14 protein-coding genes are annotated in these 15,305 nt (G+C 64.8%); 5 read left to right on the forward strand and 9 right to left on the reverse strand.

The window, feature by feature from the left end:
• Positions 1–123 precede the first annotated feature (123 nt).
• The 4 genes from ugpC to LFL96_RS22685 form a co-directional block, all read right to left on the reverse strand.
• Positions 124–1,215: a sn-glycerol-3-phosphate ABC transporter ATP-binding protein UgpC gene (gene ugpC, locus LFL96_RS22670; protein WP_281002940.1), complete on the reverse strand. Its 1,092-nt coding sequence runs from the start codon at positions 1,213–1,215 to the stop codon at positions 124–126.
• Positions 1,216–1,217: 2 nt separating this feature from the next.
• Positions 1,218–2,003, reverse strand: a complete 786-nt coding sequence (locus LFL96_RS22675; protein ID WP_281003837.1) for a carbohydrate ABC transporter permease — start codon at positions 2,001–2,003, stop codon at positions 1,218–1,220.
• A gap of 109 nt (positions 2,004–2,112) precedes the next feature.
• Entirely contained in the window at positions 2,113–2,976 is an 864-nt protein-coding gene (locus LFL96_RS22680; RefSeq protein ID WP_281002941.1) for a sugar ABC transporter permease, read from the reverse strand.
• A 119-nt stretch (positions 2,977–3,095) separates the two neighbouring features.
• A complete protein-coding gene (locus tag LFL96_RS22685) occupies positions 3,096–3,350 on the reverse strand; it encodes a hypothetical protein (protein ID WP_281002942.1) in 255 nt (84 codons plus the stop codon).
• A 28-nt stretch (positions 3,351–3,378) separates the two neighbouring features.
• On the opposite strand from LFL96_RS22685, the gene LFL96_RS22690 reads away from it, so the two are divergent.
• Both LFL96_RS22690 and LFL96_RS22695 read left to right on the forward strand, forming a co-directional pair.
• Positions 3,379–4,206 (forward strand): helix-turn-helix transcriptional regulator, encoded by an 828-nt coding sequence (locus LFL96_RS22690; RefSeq protein ID WP_281002943.1) that lies wholly within the window; start codon positions 3,379–3,381, stop codon positions 4,204–4,206.
• Positions 4,207–4,276: 70 nt separating this feature from the next.
• Positions 4,277–5,074 carry a DeoR/GlpR family DNA-binding transcription regulator gene (locus tag LFL96_RS22695; protein ID WP_281002944.1) on the forward strand — a complete coding sequence of 266 codons (798 nt, stop codon included), beginning with the start codon at positions 4,277–4,279 and terminating at the stop codon, positions 5,072–5,074.
• A gap of 64 nt (positions 5,075–5,138) precedes the next feature.
• Here the strand turns inward: LFL96_RS22695 and LFL96_RS22700 are convergent, their stop codons facing one another.
• On the reverse strand, positions 5,139–6,140 hold the full coding sequence (locus tag LFL96_RS22700) for a glycoside hydrolase family 3 N-terminal domain-containing protein (protein ID WP_281002945.1): 1,002 nt from the start codon (positions 6,138–6,140) through the stop codon (positions 5,139–5,141).
• Positions 6,137–7,216: a glycoside hydrolase family 3 N-terminal domain-containing protein gene (locus LFL96_RS22705; protein WP_281002946.1), complete on the reverse strand. Its 1,080-nt coding sequence runs from the start codon at positions 7,214–7,216 to the stop codon at positions 6,137–6,139. Before LFL96_RS22705 ends, LFL96_RS22700 begins: the two co-directional genes overlap by 4 nt.
• Before the next feature lie 344 nt (positions 7,217–7,560).
• On the opposite strand from LFL96_RS22705, the gene LFL96_RS22710 reads away from it, so the two are divergent.
• A complete protein-coding gene (locus tag LFL96_RS22710; protein ID WP_281002947.1) occupies positions 7,561–9,630 on the forward strand; it encodes an EAL domain-containing protein in 2,070 nt (689 codons plus the stop codon).
• Between the two features lie 68 nt (positions 9,631–9,698).
• The gene (locus LFL96_RS22715) at positions 9,699–10,508 is read left to right on the forward strand and encodes a hypothetical protein (RefSeq protein WP_281002948.1); all 810 of its coding nucleotides are present in this window, start codon (positions 9,699–9,701) and stop codon (positions 10,506–10,508) included.
• 51 nt (positions 10,509–10,559) lie between these two features.
• Here the strand turns inward: LFL96_RS22715 and dapA are convergent, their stop codons facing one another.
• Complete coding sequence (gene dapA / locus LFL96_RS22720) at positions 10,560–11,522, reverse strand: 4-hydroxy-tetrahydrodipicolinate synthase (protein WP_281002949.1); 963 nt, start codon at positions 11,520–11,522, stop codon at positions 10,560–10,562.
• 405 nt (positions 11,523–11,927) lie between these two features.
• Here dapA and LFL96_RS22725 point away from each other — a divergent pair, with 405 nt between their 5' ends.
• On the forward strand, positions 11,928–13,220 hold the full coding sequence (locus LFL96_RS22725) for an aspartate carbamoyltransferase (RefSeq protein ID WP_281002950.1): 1,293 nt from the start codon (positions 11,928–11,930) through the stop codon (positions 13,218–13,220).
• 87 nt (positions 13,221–13,307) lie between these two features.
• Here LFL96_RS22725 and LFL96_RS22730 read toward each other — a convergent pair whose 3' ends face one another.
• Both LFL96_RS22730 and LFL96_RS22735 read right to left on the reverse strand, forming a co-directional pair.
• Positions 13,308–14,147: an alpha/beta hydrolase family protein gene (locus tag LFL96_RS22730; protein WP_281002951.1), complete on the reverse strand. Its 840-nt coding sequence runs from the start codon at positions 14,145–14,147 to the stop codon at positions 13,308–13,310.
• A gap of 139 nt (positions 14,148–14,286) precedes the next feature.
• Positions 14,287–15,297: an aldo/keto reductase gene (locus LFL96_RS22735; protein WP_281002952.1), complete on the reverse strand. Its 1,011-nt coding sequence runs from the start codon at positions 15,295–15,297 to the stop codon at positions 14,287–14,289.
• Positions 15,298–15,305 lie beyond the last annotated feature (8 nt).

Consider the following 15,305-nt stretch of genomic DNA (forward strand, 5'->3'; position numbering starts at 1 on the left):
GCGATCATTGTACAGGCAGCGTCGGACCGTCCGACATGGGATGCCCTCCTGGACAGCGTGCTCTCAGGTATCGTGGCGGCGTCTTTCGGGTTCTTGTGCTTTTGACGTTCCCGCCGTTGCCGGTCAGGGCACGCGCTGTTCGGTCACCGCGTCGAAGATCAAGGCCTTGGCCGCGTTCGCACTCAGGCGCACGGACTCGCCGGCTCGTCCGACACCCGGCGCGAAGCGGGTCATGATCGACTCGCCCGCTGCCGACACGAGGACGAAGTTGTCCGCGCCGGTCGGTTCGACGACATCGACGGTCGCATCGAACGCGTCGGCATGTTCGGCGAGCGCGAACCATTCCGGCCGGATGCCGAGCACGATGTCCCGCCCGATATAACGCTGCTGCCCCGGCGACAACGCGCCGAGCGCGATCTTCAACGGCTGCTTCCGGTCCTGCCCGCCGACGAAGGATGCCGCGGCGCCATCGCCCTGCAATCGGCCTCTCAGGCAATTCATCGCGGGCGAGCCGATGAAACGCGCGACGAACAGATTGCTCGGCCGGTCGTAGACATCCTCGGGCGTGCCGATCTGTTGAACCTCGCCGCCCTTCATCACCACGATTCTCGTGGCGAGCGTCATCGCTTCGATCTGATCGTGGGTCACGTAGACCGTGGTGGTGCCCACGCGCTGGTGCAGCTTCTTGATTTCCGCGCGCATGTCGGTACGCAGCTTCGCGTCCAGATTCGACAGCGGTTCGTCGAACAGAAAGATCTTCGGCTCGCGGACCATCGCCCGACCCATCGCCACGCGTTGCCGTTGACCGCCCGACAGCTGGCTCGGCTTGCGGTCGAGCAGTTGATCCAGTTGCAGGATCGCCGCCACGCGTTCGACGGCGGCTTCCTGCTCGTGCTTCGGCACGCCGCGCACGCGCATGCCGAACGTCAGGTTCTTGCGCACCGTCATGGTCGGATAGAGCGCGTACGACTGAAACACCATCGCGATGTCGCGTTTCGCCGATTCGACGTCGTTCACCACCGTGCCGTCGATCACGATCTCGCCGTCCGACACCGGTTCGAGTCCGGCGATCGCATTCAGCAAGGTCGACTTGCCGCAGCCGGACGGCCCGAGCAGCACGAGAAACTCGCCGTCGTCGGCATCGATATTGATGGCCTTCAGACAGGCCACGTTGCCATAGTTCTTTCGAACGTCCCGGATATGCAGAGAAGCCATCATTACCCCTTGACCGCGCCGGCCATCAGCCCGCGCACAAAATATTTACCCGCCAGCACATAAATGACCAGGGTCGGCAGCGCCGCCAGCAGCGCCGCCGCCATGTGCACGTCGTAAGGACGCTCGCCCGCGCTCGCGCTGACCATGTTGTTGAGCGCGACCATGATCGGCGTGTTCTGTCCGCTCGTGAACGAGACGCCGAACAGGAAGTCGTTCCAGATACCGGTGAATTGCCAGATCACGGTGACCACGATCATCGGCACCGAGAGCGGCAGCACGATATGAATGAAGGTGGTCCAGAATCCCGCGCCGTCGACGCGGGCGGCCTTGATCAGATCCTGCGGCACCGTCATGAAGTAATTGCGGAAGAACATCGTGGTGAACGGCAACCCGTACACGGTATGCACGAGCACGAGTCCCGCGATACTGCCCGACAGCCCCAAGGTGCCCAGCGTCTTCGCGAGCGGAATCAGCACGGCCTGATACGGCGTGAAGCTGCCGAACAGAATGATCGCGTAGACGAACCGCGAGCCCCTGAAGTTGAATTTGGTCAGCGCGTAGCCGTTGAGCGCGCCGATCAGCGCCGACAGCACGACCGCCGGCACGACCATCCAGACCGTATTGATGTAGAAGCCGCGCAGCCCGACGCAATCGACGCCCACGCAGGCGTTCTGCCACGCATCCACCCAGGGCTGGAAGGTCGGCCGCAGCGGAATGGAGAGAATCGACGTGGAGCGGATGTCCGCCATGTCCTTCAGCGACGCGAAGATCATCACGACCAGCGGCATGATGAAGAACGCGGCGAAGCCGATCAGCACCGCGTAGAGCACGCAGCGGCCGAGCACCCTGGCAAGACGCCGGCGCGCATTGCGCGGACGCGCCGGACGGTGGGCGAGATTAGAGGCTATCGTGGTGCTCACGCTTGAACTCCGAGTAGAGATACGGAACGATCACGGCCACCACCACTAGCAGAATCATCACGGAACTGGCCGCGCCCTGCGCGAGCTGCCCACGGCTGAAGGTGAGGTTGTACATGAAGGTGGTCGGCAGATCGCTCGAAAAACCGGGGCCGCCGTTGGTCAGCGCCACGACCAGATCGAACGAACGCACCGCCTGATAGATCAGAATGACGATCACGCTGAACACGGACGACCTCAGCATCGGAATCACGATCGTCGCGTAGATGCGAAAAGCGCCTGCGCCTTCCATCTGCGCCGCCTTGACGATTTCGCCGTCCACGCCGCGCAGACCCGCCAGAAAGATCGCCATCACGAAGCCGGCCGTTTGCCATACGGCCGCGATCACCAGCGTGTACACGGCCATCTGCGGATCGATCAGCCAGTTCACGTGCACGCCGGTCAGGCCGATGTCGTGAAACAGCGCCTCCAGTCCGAGGCCGGGATTCAGAATCCACTTCCACGCGGTACCGGTCACGATCAGCGACACGGCCATCGGATACAGATAGATCATTCGCAGCGTGCCTTCGGCGCGCACTTTCTGATCGAGGAAAATCGCCAGCAGCAAACCGATCGCCAGCGAGATCACCATGAACGCCGCCGAAAAAAGACCGAGGTTCACCACGGCCACGTTCCAGCGGTCGGAGTTCCACAGCCGCACGTACTGCGCGAGTCCGACGAAGTCGTAATTCGGCGCGAACTTCGAATTGGTGAACGAGATCAGCACCGACCAGCCGATAAACACATAGACCGCGATCGTCAGCACGACGATGCTCGGCGTCAACGTGACGAGCGCGGGATTCATACGCCGTTTTCGCCGGGGCGCCTGCGACTTTGCGCGGCCACTCGCGGCGCCGAAATTCGGCGCCGCATTCAGTCCGCGACTCGTATCCACTTCCATAGCCTTGCCTCGATAGAAACCCGTCATGGGAATGGAGTATTCGCCGCTAAAAAAATGCGCTCAATTTCGCAGATCGCGCAAACGAGACGCACTGTGACGCACGGAAAGCAGTACACTGAATCAACGCGAAAAGCATAGGCAGGTAGCGGCTTTTCGTACTTCACGTTGCGGGGTTCCAGCAGGTTTTCACCAGTTGGCAGCGCGTCGCCGGACGCGTACCATCCGGCGATTTTGCCTGGCCGCTTTGCTCGCGCAACGCCCTGTTCAACGATCGGCATCGACCGACGCTTTTCTTCGCTTACAGACATGGATCGACAGAACGACCTCGCCCATCTCACCGCCAATCTGTCCTTGCTGGTGGCCTCGTTCGATTCGGTCGCGGACTTCTGCCGAAAGCTCAATGTCAATCGGCAACAGTTCAACAAGTACCTCGCCGGCTATCACGTGCCTTCGCAGAAAGTCCTGTTGAAGATCGCCAAGTTCTTTCTGATGGAACCGGCCGATCTGTTTCTGCCGCCGGCGGAATTTCGCAGCTTCTATGAAGGACTCGAATACGAGTTGCCGGTGGATCTGAAGTCCGCGCCGCAACTGGTGCGCTTCCTGCCGCTGATCAAATCGTCCAGCGCGCCGCTGCAGGATTTTCTCGGCGTCTATTACCGCTATCACAACTCGTCGATCTACAAAGGGCGCATCCTGCGCTCGGTCACCTGCCTCTACGAACACGATTCGACCGTGCGCTACGTGACGGTCGAACGTTTTCCGTTGCAGGACAGCACCAACAAGGTCGCCTATTCGTTCACCTATCACGGCTTCTGCTTTCTGCTCGGCGACCGGATCTTCATGATCGACTTCGAGGGCCGGCAGAAGAACGAGATGACGTTCTCCGTGCTCACGCCGCAACATCGGCGCCCTATCCGCTATCTGTACGGCGTGGTCACCGGTGTCGCGTCGTCGTCGTTCCGGCAGCCGTTTTCCACGCGCCTTGCGCTGGGTTTCGTCGAGCGCGGGTCGATCCGCAAGAAACATCTGCGCGCGGCGACCGTGCTGCGGCCCGACGATCCGTCGTTGCCGCACGAAATACGCGAGTACATGACCGGCGACCAGTCGACCATGCTGTGGGGCGGCGAAGGCTGACGTGCTTCCGTACCCCCGTGCTCTAGAATGCGCGGTATCACTCAGTCAGGTTCGTTCACAGGAGTCGCCCATGCTGACTTACGAGGCCCTGCCCGACGAACGTCAGCAGATCATCCGCTCGCTGCTCGCGTCGAAGGGCAAGGTATTCGCCGCGGAGTTGTCCGCCCGGTTCGAGGTATCGGAACATACGATTCGCCGCGACCTGACGGATCTCGCGAAGGCCGGGGCATGCCGCAGGGTCTACGGCGGTGCGGTCGCCATCCCGCCCGACGGCGGCAGTCTGCAGCATCGAACGGAACTTGCGCCGGAACGCAAGGACGCGCTCGCCACCGCTGCGGTGACGCTGCTCGGCGACGGACAGTGCGTGTTTCTGGACACCGGCAGCACCAACCTGGCCATCGCGCGCGCCATTCCCGCGCAACGCAAGCTGACGGTCGTGACCAACTCGCCGGTCATCGCGGCCGCGCTGCTCGATAAAGACAACGTGAGCCTGATCGCACTCGGCGGGCAGATCGATAAGACGCTCGGCGGGACGGTCGGCGTGCTGGCGGTCGAGGCCATTCAACGGCTGTCGTTCGACCTCGCCTTTCTCGGCGCCTGCGCGATCGACGCGCAGGAAGGATTGACGGCCTTCAGTCTCGAAGACGCGTCGTTCAAGCGCGCGGTGCTCGCACGCAGCGGCGCCGTCGCGGTCGCCGTGGTCAATGAAAAGTTGCTGAGCGTCGCCACGCACGGCGTCGCGAGCGTGGAGGCGATCTCGACGCTCGTCGTGGAGAACGACGCGCCGGCGCAGCAGGTCGATGCGTTTGCCGCGCAAGGCGTGCAGGTGCTTGTCGCCTCGCCTCGCCTTGCCTCGCCGCGCCAGTGATTGAAGGCCGGCACGCCGCTTGATTCGACAACGAGCGCGACTGCCGGCGTCCTCCCCCGCTCGCTTATCCGGCCAGTTTCCGCACCGCGTGCGTAGCCGCATCGAGACGCGCGCGATCCAACACCCCGCTCTCGACCGCCGCCACGATCGCCCTCGCCACCTCGGCTAGATGCGGCACCGCCTTCGGCGACAGCAATAGCAGATCGGCGCCCGCTACGAGTGCCGCGATAGCGGTGTCAGCAAGCGAGCGATCGCCGAGCGTCGACCTGTGATCGAGATCGCAGGTCATCACGAGGCCGCCGAACTTCAAGTCGCCGCGCAGTATCCCGATCAACTCGCGCGATAACGACCCCGCCGTTGCCGGCACCAACGCGTCGAAGCGCGCCGGTCCCATCATCACCGCACTGACGCCTTCGTCGATGCCGGCCTCGAACGCGGCCCACTGCGCCCGTAATTCATCCAGCGATAAGGCGACCGTCGCGTCGTCCTGCGATAGGTGACCTTGCAGAACGGGATGCTCAGGGAAATGCTTCAGCGTAGTCCGGAGACCCGCGCGATGCGCGGCGCGCACGTACGAGCGAACCATCCGCGCGGCGGTCTGCGCATCGTCGGCCAGCGTGCGGCCTTCGAGCCATGCGTTGCGGCCCGTCAGCACATCGGCGGTGGGCGACAGCACCAGGTTGATCCCGGCGGCAACCACGCCCCGCGCCGCCTCGAAGCAGACCTGCTCCAGCTCCGCCGGCGACAGGCGTTGCGCGGCCTCGCGAGCGGGCAACGGCGCGGCCACGCCTTGCAAACGATGCACGGCGGCGATGTCGGCATCGGCCGCCAGGATCAGCTTGCCCGCGCGCGCAGTCGCCGATTCGATCGCGCGATGCCAGGCGTCGGGCGTCTCGCGTGCGAGCCGCGCATCGCTCATGCGTCCCGTCACGTACTCCTCGCCCGTCTCGCCGAACAGCAGACTCTTGCCGCCGTGGTCGAGAAAGCGGCGGATGGGGTCGTTGAACTCCAGCGTTTCAAGAACAGGGAACAGCACCGCGTGCGCATCGCGCAGAAGTTCGCTCATGACGATTGCTCGCCAGGGTTGCGGTTGGCGTGGACATGCGTGCCGGCGTCAACCCCGGTCTCATGCCCACCCTCCAGTTCGCGCGCCAAGGTCCGCACCCGGCGCGCCGCCTCCGCGAGTCGATCGGCGGCAAGCGCGCCGCGCTCCACGGCTTCGACCACGGTACGCGCGATCGTGTCGAGCCCCGCCTGGCTCGACACGAGCAGAAGATCGCAGCCCGCCGCGAGCGATGCCACCGCCACCGCCTCGACCGTGCGCCCGCGCAGGATACCTGGCGCGTCGAGATCGTCGGAGATCACGAGGCCGTCGAAGCCCAGATGCTCGCGCAGGAACGCGACCGTGCCGCGCGACGTGCTCGACGGCGCTTCGCTGTCGAATGCCGGCACCAGCGCGGGGCCGGTCATCACGGCCTTGACGCCCGCGCCGATCACCTCGCGAAACACGCCGAGGCCCGGCTGCAACTCGTCCAGCGTCGCGCTCACGATCGCTTCGTGCAGCGCCGGGTCGAGCCCGGTCACCGGATGGCCGGGGAAATGCTTGGCCGTCGCGGCCACGCCCGCCGACTGCACGCCACGCACGAACGCGCTCGCGATCCGGCTCACCTCGTGCGGATCGACGCCCAGGTTACGCCGTTCGAGCCACGGGTTGATGCCGCTCACCACGTCGACGATCGGCGCGAGAAACAGATTGACGCCGAGACCGCGCGCCGCCCGCGCGACTTCGGCGCAACGTTGCGCGATGTCGTCCGCGGACAGGCCGCGCGCGGTATCGAAGCCGGGCAGCGCGGGCGCGAGCCGATGCAGCCGCTGGATGCCGGCCAGTTCCTGATCGATCGCGACGATCACGCCGCCGCCGGCTTGCCGGCGCGCACGCTCGACGACATCGTTGAATTGCGCGGCCGACTCGTTCGCGCGCCGTTCGTCGCTCATTGCGCGCGCAACGTACTCGTCGCGGCTTTCGCCGAGCAGCACGGACACGCCGCCGCGATCGAGATGGCGCAGCACGGCGTCGTCGAGTTCGAGTCCGCCGAACGCGGGGAGAAGGACCGCGTAGGCGTCCTGGATGAGATCGTTCAAGGAAATATCTCCTGATTCCGGTAAATGGTCAGTGGCGCGCCGCGAACCCGCCGGTTGGCCGGACAATGTCCGCTCGATTGAGCTATATCGCGCGTTGTTGCTCATTATAGCTCGTTTATGTCGAGACACAACGCACAACCGAGCACTAAACGCGCATCAAACGAGCACCAGCCACTGCGCGTTCATGCTCGATCCAAACCAACCCAGTTCACCATGACTCGCCTGCTTGACACGCTTGCACCATCGCCGTTTCCAATCCCTAACATATTGAAAATCAATTAAATAAACGCCGTGAACTGTCGATAACTAGTTCAGCCGCTTCCTTCGCAGCGGTTGGACTTAACATGCAGAGCTCATACAATTTTTGGCTGGTCGGCATTTCGTTCGTGGTCGCGACGCTCGCGTCGTACACCGCGCTCGATCTGACCGGCCGCATCTTCCTGCTGGCGTCGACGCGTCTGCGCCACGCATGGCGCCTGGGCGGCGCCGCCGCACTCGGCGTCGGCATCTGGTCGATGCACTTCGTCGCGATGCTGGCTTTCTCGCTGCCGATTCCGCTCGGCTACGACCTCGCCACCACCGCCTGCTCGCTCGGCCTCGCGATCGGCGCGTCGTATCTGGCGCTCTACCTGACCACGCTCGAACGCCTCACGGCGACCCGCCTGCTGGCCGGCGGCAGCGTGATGGGCTGCGGCATCGCCGGCATGCACTACACCGGCATGGCCGCGATGCAGATGTCGCCGGAGATCCACTATCAGCCGGCCTGGTTCGCGGGCTCGCTGGTGATCGCGGTCGGCGCATCGACCGCCGCGCTGTGGATGGCGCGCGCGCTCAGCGACGAAGGCGCGAGCCACGTGGTGCACAAGCGCGTCGGCGCGGCGCTGGTGATGGGCGTCGCGATCAGCGGCATGCACTACACCGGCATGGCAGCCGCCGATATCCTGCCCGGCGCGATCTGCGGCGCGGCCAACGGCGTGAACGCCGCATGGCTCGCCACCTCGGTGATCCTGCTTACGTTCGCGATCCTGATCGTCACGCTGATCCTGTCGCGCTTCGATGCACGCACCACCTTTCTGGCCGGCGCGGTCTCGAAGCTGAACGGCCAGATCGTGCGGCTCGCCACCATCGATACGCTGACCGGTCTGCCGAACCGCAGCACGCTGACCGAGCGCATCGAACGGACCATTCAGGTTTCGCGCCGGCAACGCTCGCTGTTCGCGATCCTCTTCATGGACCTCGACGGCTTCAAGACCATCAACGATTCGCTCGGCCACTCGGCGGGCGATCAGGTGCTGACCGCATTCGCCGAACGTCTGCAGCAATGCGTGCGTTCGAGCGATACCGTCGCGCGGCTGGGCGGCGACGAATTCGTGGTGCTGGCGGAAAACCTCGCTTCGCGCGAAGACGCCGGCAAGCTGGCCGAGAGCGTACTGGAGCGCATGCGTCACGGCGAATGGCGCGACGAGCAGCCGTTGCAGGTGATGCCGAGCATCGGCATCGCGATCTATCCGTTCGATGGCGACAGCGTCGACGAACTGCTGAAGCATGCGGACGCGGCCATGTACGAAGCCAAGCGCGCGGGCCGCAGTACGTACCGCTTCTTCGAGCAGAGCATGAACGAAGCCGTCACGCGCACGCTGCAGATCCAGAATGCGCTGCACGACGCGCTCGCCGCCGGTCACTTTTCGCTGCACTTCCAGCCGAAGTTTCATGGCGGCGACGACAGGCTGGTGGGCGCCGAAGCGCTGATCCGTCTGAATCATCCGCAACTCGGTTCGCTCGCGCCGCTCGAATTCATCCCGATCGCCGAGCGCTCGGGGCAGATCGTGCAGATCGGCTACTGGGTCGTGCGCGAGGCGTGCCGCCAGATTCGCGAGTGGGTCTCGCAAGGCTTGCCGTCGATGAAGGTGGCGATCAACCTCTCGCCGCGCCAACTCACGCAGCCGAACCTCGTCGCGACCGTGCTGGAGATCGTCAAGTCCGAAGGCGTGGCCTGCGACCAGATCATGTTCGAGATCACCGAAACGGTCGCGATGCAGGACGCGCCGAAAACCATCGAGATGATCCGCGAGTTCCAGGCGAGCGGCTTCGAGATCGCGATCGACGATTTCGGCACCGGCTATTCGAGCCTCGCGTACCTGCAGCGTTTTCGCGTCAAGCAGTTGAAGATCGACCGCTTCTTCACCAATGGCCTCGACGAGCACGGGCCGGAAGGCAGCGCGATCGTGTCGGCGATCATCGCGCTCGCGCATTCGCTGGAGATGGACGTGGTCGCCGAGGGCGTCGAAACGGAATCGCAACTCGACATGCTCAAGGGCATGATGTGCGACGAGATGCAAGGCTTCCTGCTCGGCAAACCGCTTAGCGCCGACGATTTCGGCGACCTGCTCAAGAACCGGATGGTGACCGCGTGATGCCGCTCCCGCACGGGACGTCGTTGTACGAATGAAGCACAACAAGCAGTTCAGGGGCTGGAGATTTCATGAAATTCGACGTAGCGACGTTCACTTCACTGTGGTTGATCACGTTTCTTTGCTGCGCCCTCATTACCACCGCTTTATCACGCATGTTCGCGCGGGTCGCCGCGTTCCGCTTCTGGGCTATCGGTTTCTATCTGCTGGCCGCGTCGTCCGCCTGTTTCGCACTGCACCTCAGCTGGCGCACTGACTGGCTGCTGCTCGCCACCGCGACGCTCGCGTTGCAAAGCCGTCTGCTGATCTGGAGCGGCACGCGCGACCTGTTCGGCGAATCCACGCACTGGCGCACCGGGCTGGCGATCTCGGCGATGTTCTGCGCGCTGTACGGCGGCGCGCTGCTGTTCCGCGTGCCGATGCTGTTGCGCGCGGTCCTGCTCACGCTGTTCTTTCTGCCGTGCCGCGCCGCGACGCTGTATGAAGTGTGCCGCCGGCAGCGGCCGGAACTCGGTCCCGCGCGGCTGATCGTGGTGATCGGCAGCGTGATCGCGATGCTCAACGCGATCGTGCCGGTCATGCTGGTGCTGCTCGACCGCACCAATCTATCGCTGCTGCTGGGCAATCCGCAAACCACCTCGGCGCTGTACGCGGTGGTGTTCGCGGGCGATCTGCTGCTGGCGTGCGGACTGATCGCGCTGGCCTTCAAACTGCTGGTCGTCGAACGCGACATGCTGGCCACGCTCGACCGTGGTGCGATCGACCGGCTTGCTCATGCACGGCTCGCGCGCGTCGAGCGCGAAGCGCTGGAGACGGCGCGCAACGAAGTGCTCGGGCACGATGGAACGACGCAGCGGCAGACCTTGCCGGGAGCAATCTGATCAAGTGACGAGGCGCGGGGGTGGGCGCCTCGCCCGTCGCACCATCGACTTTCAGGCCGGCTGCCCAGCCTCCCGCTGCTCGGGCAACGCCACTTCGTCAAACGCCGCATCCAGCTTCACCAGACGCTCGACCAGCGATGCACTGGCGCGCGTCATCGGCATGCGCAACTCGTCGCGCAGCACACCTTGCGCGGCCAGCAGCGCCTTCACCGGCGCCGGATTCGGTTCGGCGAACAAGGCCTGAATCAACGGCGCGAGCGCATGAAACAGACGGCGCCCCTCGTCCAGCCGCCCTGCCTTCAACGCCCGGTACAGCGCAACGAAACGCTCCGGCCTCACGTGCGCGGACGCCGCGATCGCCCCGCTTCCCCCCAGGCACAAGGTGTTGAAAATCTGCACGTCCTCACCGGTCAGCACCTGCAAACGGCCATCGCGAATCAGCGCGAGCGTGGTGTCGAGCGAGCCGGCGCAATCCTTCACCGCCTGGATCCGCGGATGCGCGGCGAGCGTCAGCAGCGTGTCCAGTTCGAGCCGCACGCCGGTGCGGTACGGAATGTCGTACAGCACGACCGGCTTGTCGCTGGCGTCGGCCAGCGCGGTGAAATGCCCGACGATGCCTGCCTGCGACGGCCGGATGTAGTACGGCGCGGCCATCAGCACACCGGCGATCGGCAGCCGGTTCAGCGCCGCGATTCGCGTCAGCATGCTCGCGGTGTGATTGCCCGATACGCCGACGAGTACCGGCAACGGGCCGCCCTGCGTTGCGGCGGACTGCGTCTGAGAATGGGCCCGAACCTCCGCCAGCGCCCGAGTCTCGTCGAGGATCGTCGCCAGCACGGCGTCCTGTTCAGCGTCGTCGAGCGCGGCCGGCTCGCCGGTGGTGCCGAGCGCGACCAGCCCGGCGACGCCCGCGCCCGCATAGCGGCGCACCAGCGCGCGCAACGCGGCGTGATCGACCGCGCCATCGGCGAACGGCGTGATCAATGGAATCCAGATACCCGAAAAAATAGACATGTCTCTACCTCGATGACGACCGTATCGATTCCGTGCAGCGGTGCGAGGGAGAAAACAGGAGGGGCCGGGAGGACTGACCGCTGTTCCGTCGCACATCTGACGACGGAACAACGCGCTCCGGTCAGATGAGCGGTTGTTTTTTGGCTTTGGCGCCCACGAAGCGCGCCGGCGAACGCGTCCACACGCAGGTCTGCGAGTGACTGGACGAGCAGTTCGACGAACGGGGTCGGAGCGTGGGGCCGGTAAGCATGAAGCGCAGTGTAACCGCGCGGGGCGCGGCGTGGCAAAGCGCATCGCAAAATTGCTTGACTTCCGCCGCAGGGAAACTAATATACGCACCGCGTACATTCGAGATCCGGGTTAGTTCCACTTTCGCCCGCTTCTCTTTCCCCGACAGGTGCCCTCATGAGCGTCCCGCAACAAGCCTTCCTCCGCGACGCGATGCGTCGTCTGAACATGACCCGCGACACGTTCGCAAGCCGTATCGGCGTGTCGAAACGGGCGCTGGACACCTGGCTGCTGCCGGACGACTCGCAGGAATCGCGCGCCATGCCGGAGATCGTCGAGCGCTTCGTGTCGGAAATCGTCGTGCACGGCGAACCCGGCGACAAGCATACGCAAAGCGTAGATTCGCAGTCGCTGGCCAGCCAGATGCTGTTCGAGGGCAAGCCGCAGCTGTTGTCGGTGGATCAGTTCTCGCGCGATTCGGTGGAAGCGCTGTTCCGGGTGGCCGACATCATGCAGCCCATCGCGCGCCGCCGCAAAATCTCGCGCGTGCTCGAGGGCGCGGTGCTCGGCAATCTGTTCTTCGAAGCCAGCACGCGGACCCGCGTGAGCTTCGGCGCGGCGTTCTGCCGGCTCGGCGGCTCGGTGTGCGACACGACCGGCTTCACGTTTTCGTCGATGGCCAAGGGCGAATCGATCTACGACACCAGCCGCGTGATGAGCGGCTACGTGGACGCCCTCGTGATCCGCCACCCCGAGCAGGGCTCGGTGGCCGAATTCGCGCGCGCCACCAACGTGCCGGTGATCAACGGCGGCGACGGTCCCGGCGAGCACCCGAGCCAGGCGCTGCTCGACCTGTACACGATCCAGCGCGAGTTCTCGCGGCTGGGCAAGATCGTCGACGGCGCGCACATCGCGCTGGTCGGCGACCTCAAGTACGGCCGCACGGTGCACTCGCTGGTCAAGCTGCTGGCGCTGTACCGCGGCATCAAGTTCACGCTGGTCTCGCCGCCGATGCTGGAAATGCCGGCGTACATCATCGAACAGATTTCGCGCAACGGTCATGTGATCGAGCAGACCCACGACCTGCGCAACGGCCTGCGCGGCGCGGACGTGGTGTACGCCACGCGTATCCAGAAAGAGCGCTTCACCGACGAATCGTTCGAAGGCTATACGCCCGACTTCCAGATCAATCAGGCGTTGATGGACAGCGTCTGCGGCCCCGACACGCTGATCATGCACCCGTTGCCGCGCGACAGCCGGCCGGGCGCGAACGATCTGAGCGTGGATCTGAATCACGATTCGCGGCTGGCGATTTTCCGCCAGACGGACAACGGCATTCCGGTGCGGATGGCGATTTTCGCGGTCCTGCTGGGCGTCGAGAAGCTGGTCCAGCATTCGATGCGCGATGCCGCATGGCGTCCGCCCGTGTATCTCGGCCCGGACGATGCGGTGTTTCACGGCATCGATTGAACGCCGTTCGAGGTCGCGCCGGAATGAGAAACGCCGCGGCTTGAAGTCGGGCCGCCATGCTGGCGAGCTCCCACCATGCTGGCGAGCTCAAGCCGCGACGCTGCCGCTGCGGCGGAAGCCGCCGGCAAAAAACAGCACCTGGTATTTCACGGCATTGGACCAGTAAGTCCACGTATGGCCGCCGGGCCGCTCCGCGTAGTCGTGCGGCACGCCGAGTTCGACCAGGCGCGCGTGCAGCGTCCGGTTCGATTGCACGAGCGAGTCGTTCACCCCGCAATCGATCGTCAACGCGATATGCGCATTGCCGAAGGTGCGGGCGTTCGCCACGATCGCCTCGTTGTTCCAGAAGTCCGCGTGCCGGGCCGGGTCGCCGAATACGTCGTCGATGCCCGGCTCGTCCTCGCAGCCGCGCGGGTCCACCGCGCCGCTGATGCTGCCCGCCGCGCCGAATTCGTCGGGCCGGTCCAGGGCGATATGCAGCGCGCCGAAACCGCCCATGCTCAAGCCGGTGATCGCGCGGCCTTCGCGCGTGGCGATGGTGCGGAAATGCGCGTCGATATAGCCGACCACTTCCGTTCCCACATAGGTTTCATAGCGGCTGCGCGGATCGACCGGACTGTCGATATACCAGCTCTCGTGACCGCCGTCCGGCATCACCAGAATCACGTGATAACGGTCGGCGAGTTTGCCGATATGCGAATTCGCGGTCCAGTCGGTGTAGTCGCCGCCCGAGCCGTGCAGGAGATAGACGACCGGAAAACGGTCGCTTGCCTTGCCGCGCCGGTATTGATCGGGCAGCACCACCGTCGCTTCGAGCGTCTTGTGCATCGCCGCGCTCGGAATGGCGACGACCCGCGCCTGGAACGCCCACGCGGGAGTCGTAACGAACAGCATCAGAACGAGCCACAACGCACGCGCATGATTCATGGTTTGCCGCTCTCCGTTGGCGCATTGACGCTAACGCTAGCAAGGAGGACTTACAACCATATTTCAGCGAAACCTACGATCCGTCAGCTTGAAACGGCGCCCGCGGGAGACCATTGCGACGGCGGCGTGAGGTGGTTCTTCAAACCACGCGCCGTCCCTCGACGGGATAGCCCGGGTCCGTATAGCCCGGCGTCGATGCATGCCCAGGCGCAACGAGACCATCCACCAGCGCCTCGTCGTCGGCGTTCAGTTGCAGCGTCAGTGCATCCCGATACCCATCCCATTGCGCTTCGGTGCGCGGACCGGCAATCGTGCTGCTGATCAAGCGGTTTTTCAGCACCCAGGCGAGCGCGAACGCAATCGAGGTCGTGCCGCGCCGTGCCGCGTGATCGGCGATGGTCCGCGCGATATGCAACGACTCGGGCCGCCACTCGGTCTGCGCGATCCGCTTGTCGCCACGGCCCGCGCGCGAGTCGGCGGGCGGCGGCGCGTCGAGCGCGTACTTGCCGCTCAGCACGCCTCGCGCGAGCGGACTGTAGGGCACCACGCCAAGACCGTAATGATGCGCGGCGGGCAACTGCTCGACTTCCGCCGTACGGTCCACGAGGTTGTACAGCGGCTCGCTCGCCACCGGCCGGTCGATACCCAGTTGATCCGCGAGACGCACGATTTCGGCGATACGCCAGCCGCGAAAATTCGACACGCCGTAGTAGCGGATCTTGCCTTGCCGGAGCAGATCGCCGATCGCGCGCACGCCCTCTTCGAGCGGCGCATCGGTCAACGCCCGATGAAAATACAGCACGTCGATATAGTCGGTGCCGAGCCGCTTCAGGCTCGCTTCGACGGACTGCATGATCCACTTGCGCGACTGCCCCTGCCGGTTGGGGCCGGCATCGGCGCTGGCGGGGTAGCCGAACTTGGTGGCCACGACCCAATCGTCGCGACGCGACGCAATCGCCCGGCCGACGATCTCCTCCGAACGGCCGGCGTGATACACGTCCGCCGTATCGATGAAATTGATGCCCTGGTCGTACGCCTTGTCGATGATGCGCGTCGACGTCGCTTCGTCGGTCTCGCCGCCGAACATCATCGCGCCGAGACACAGCGGCGACACTTTGAGGGCGCTGCGGCCCAGATACCGGTAATCCATTCGTCGTT

The sequence above is a fragment of the Paraburkholderia sp. D15 genome (assembly GCF_029910215.1).
Lineage (GTDB): Bacteria > Pseudomonadota > Gammaproteobacteria > Burkholderiales > Burkholderiaceae > Paraburkholderia.

Excerpts from the sequence above, each read along its gene's own strand:
- ugpC (WP_281002940.1), bottom strand. The coding sequence starts at position 1,215 with ATGGCTTCTCTGCATATCCGGGACGTTCGAAAGAACTATGGCAACGTG.
- LFL96_RS22675 (WP_281003837.1), bottom strand. The coding sequence starts at position 2,003 with ATGCCGCTGGTCGTGATGATCTTCGCGTCGCTGAAGGACATGGCGGAC.
- LFL96_RS22680 (WP_281002941.1), bottom strand. The coding sequence starts at position 2,976 with ATGAATCCCGCGCTCGTCACGTTGACGCCGAGCATCGTCGTGCTGACG.
- LFL96_RS22685 (WP_281002942.1), bottom strand. The coding sequence starts at position 3,350 with ATGCCGATCGTTGAACAGGGCGTTGCGCGAGCAAAGCGGCCAGGCAAA.
- LFL96_RS22690 (WP_281002943.1), top strand. The coding sequence starts at position 3,379 with ATGGATCGACAGAACGACCTCGCCCATCTCACCGCCAATCTGTCCTTG.
- LFL96_RS22695 (WP_281002944.1), top strand. The coding sequence starts at position 4,277 with ATGCTGACTTACGAGGCCCTGCCCGACGAACGTCAGCAGATCATCCGC.
- LFL96_RS22700 (WP_281002945.1), bottom strand. The coding sequence starts at position 6,140 with ATGAGCGAACTTCTGCGCGATGCGCACGCGGTGCTGTTCCCTGTTCTT.
- LFL96_RS22710 (WP_281002947.1), top strand. The coding sequence starts at position 7,561 with ATGCAGAGCTCATACAATTTTTGGCTGGTCGGCATTTCGTTCGTGGTC.
- LFL96_RS22715 (WP_281002948.1), top strand. The coding sequence starts at position 9,699 with ATGAAATTCGACGTAGCGACGTTCACTTCACTGTGGTTGATCACGTTT.
- dapA (WP_281002949.1), bottom strand. The coding sequence starts at position 11,522 with ATGTCTATTTTTTCGGGTATCTGGATTCCATTGATCACGCCGTTCGCC.
- LFL96_RS22725 (WP_281002950.1), top strand. The coding sequence starts at position 11,928 with ATGAGCGTCCCGCAACAAGCCTTCCTCCGCGACGCGATGCGTCGTCTG.
- LFL96_RS22730 (WP_281002951.1), bottom strand. The coding sequence starts at position 14,147 with ATGAATCATGCGCGTGCGTTGTGGCTCGTTCTGATGCTGTTCGTTACG.
- LFL96_RS22735 (WP_281002952.1), bottom strand. The coding sequence starts at position 15,297 with ATGGATTACCGGTATCTGGGCCGCAGCGCCCTCAAAGTGTCGCCGCTG.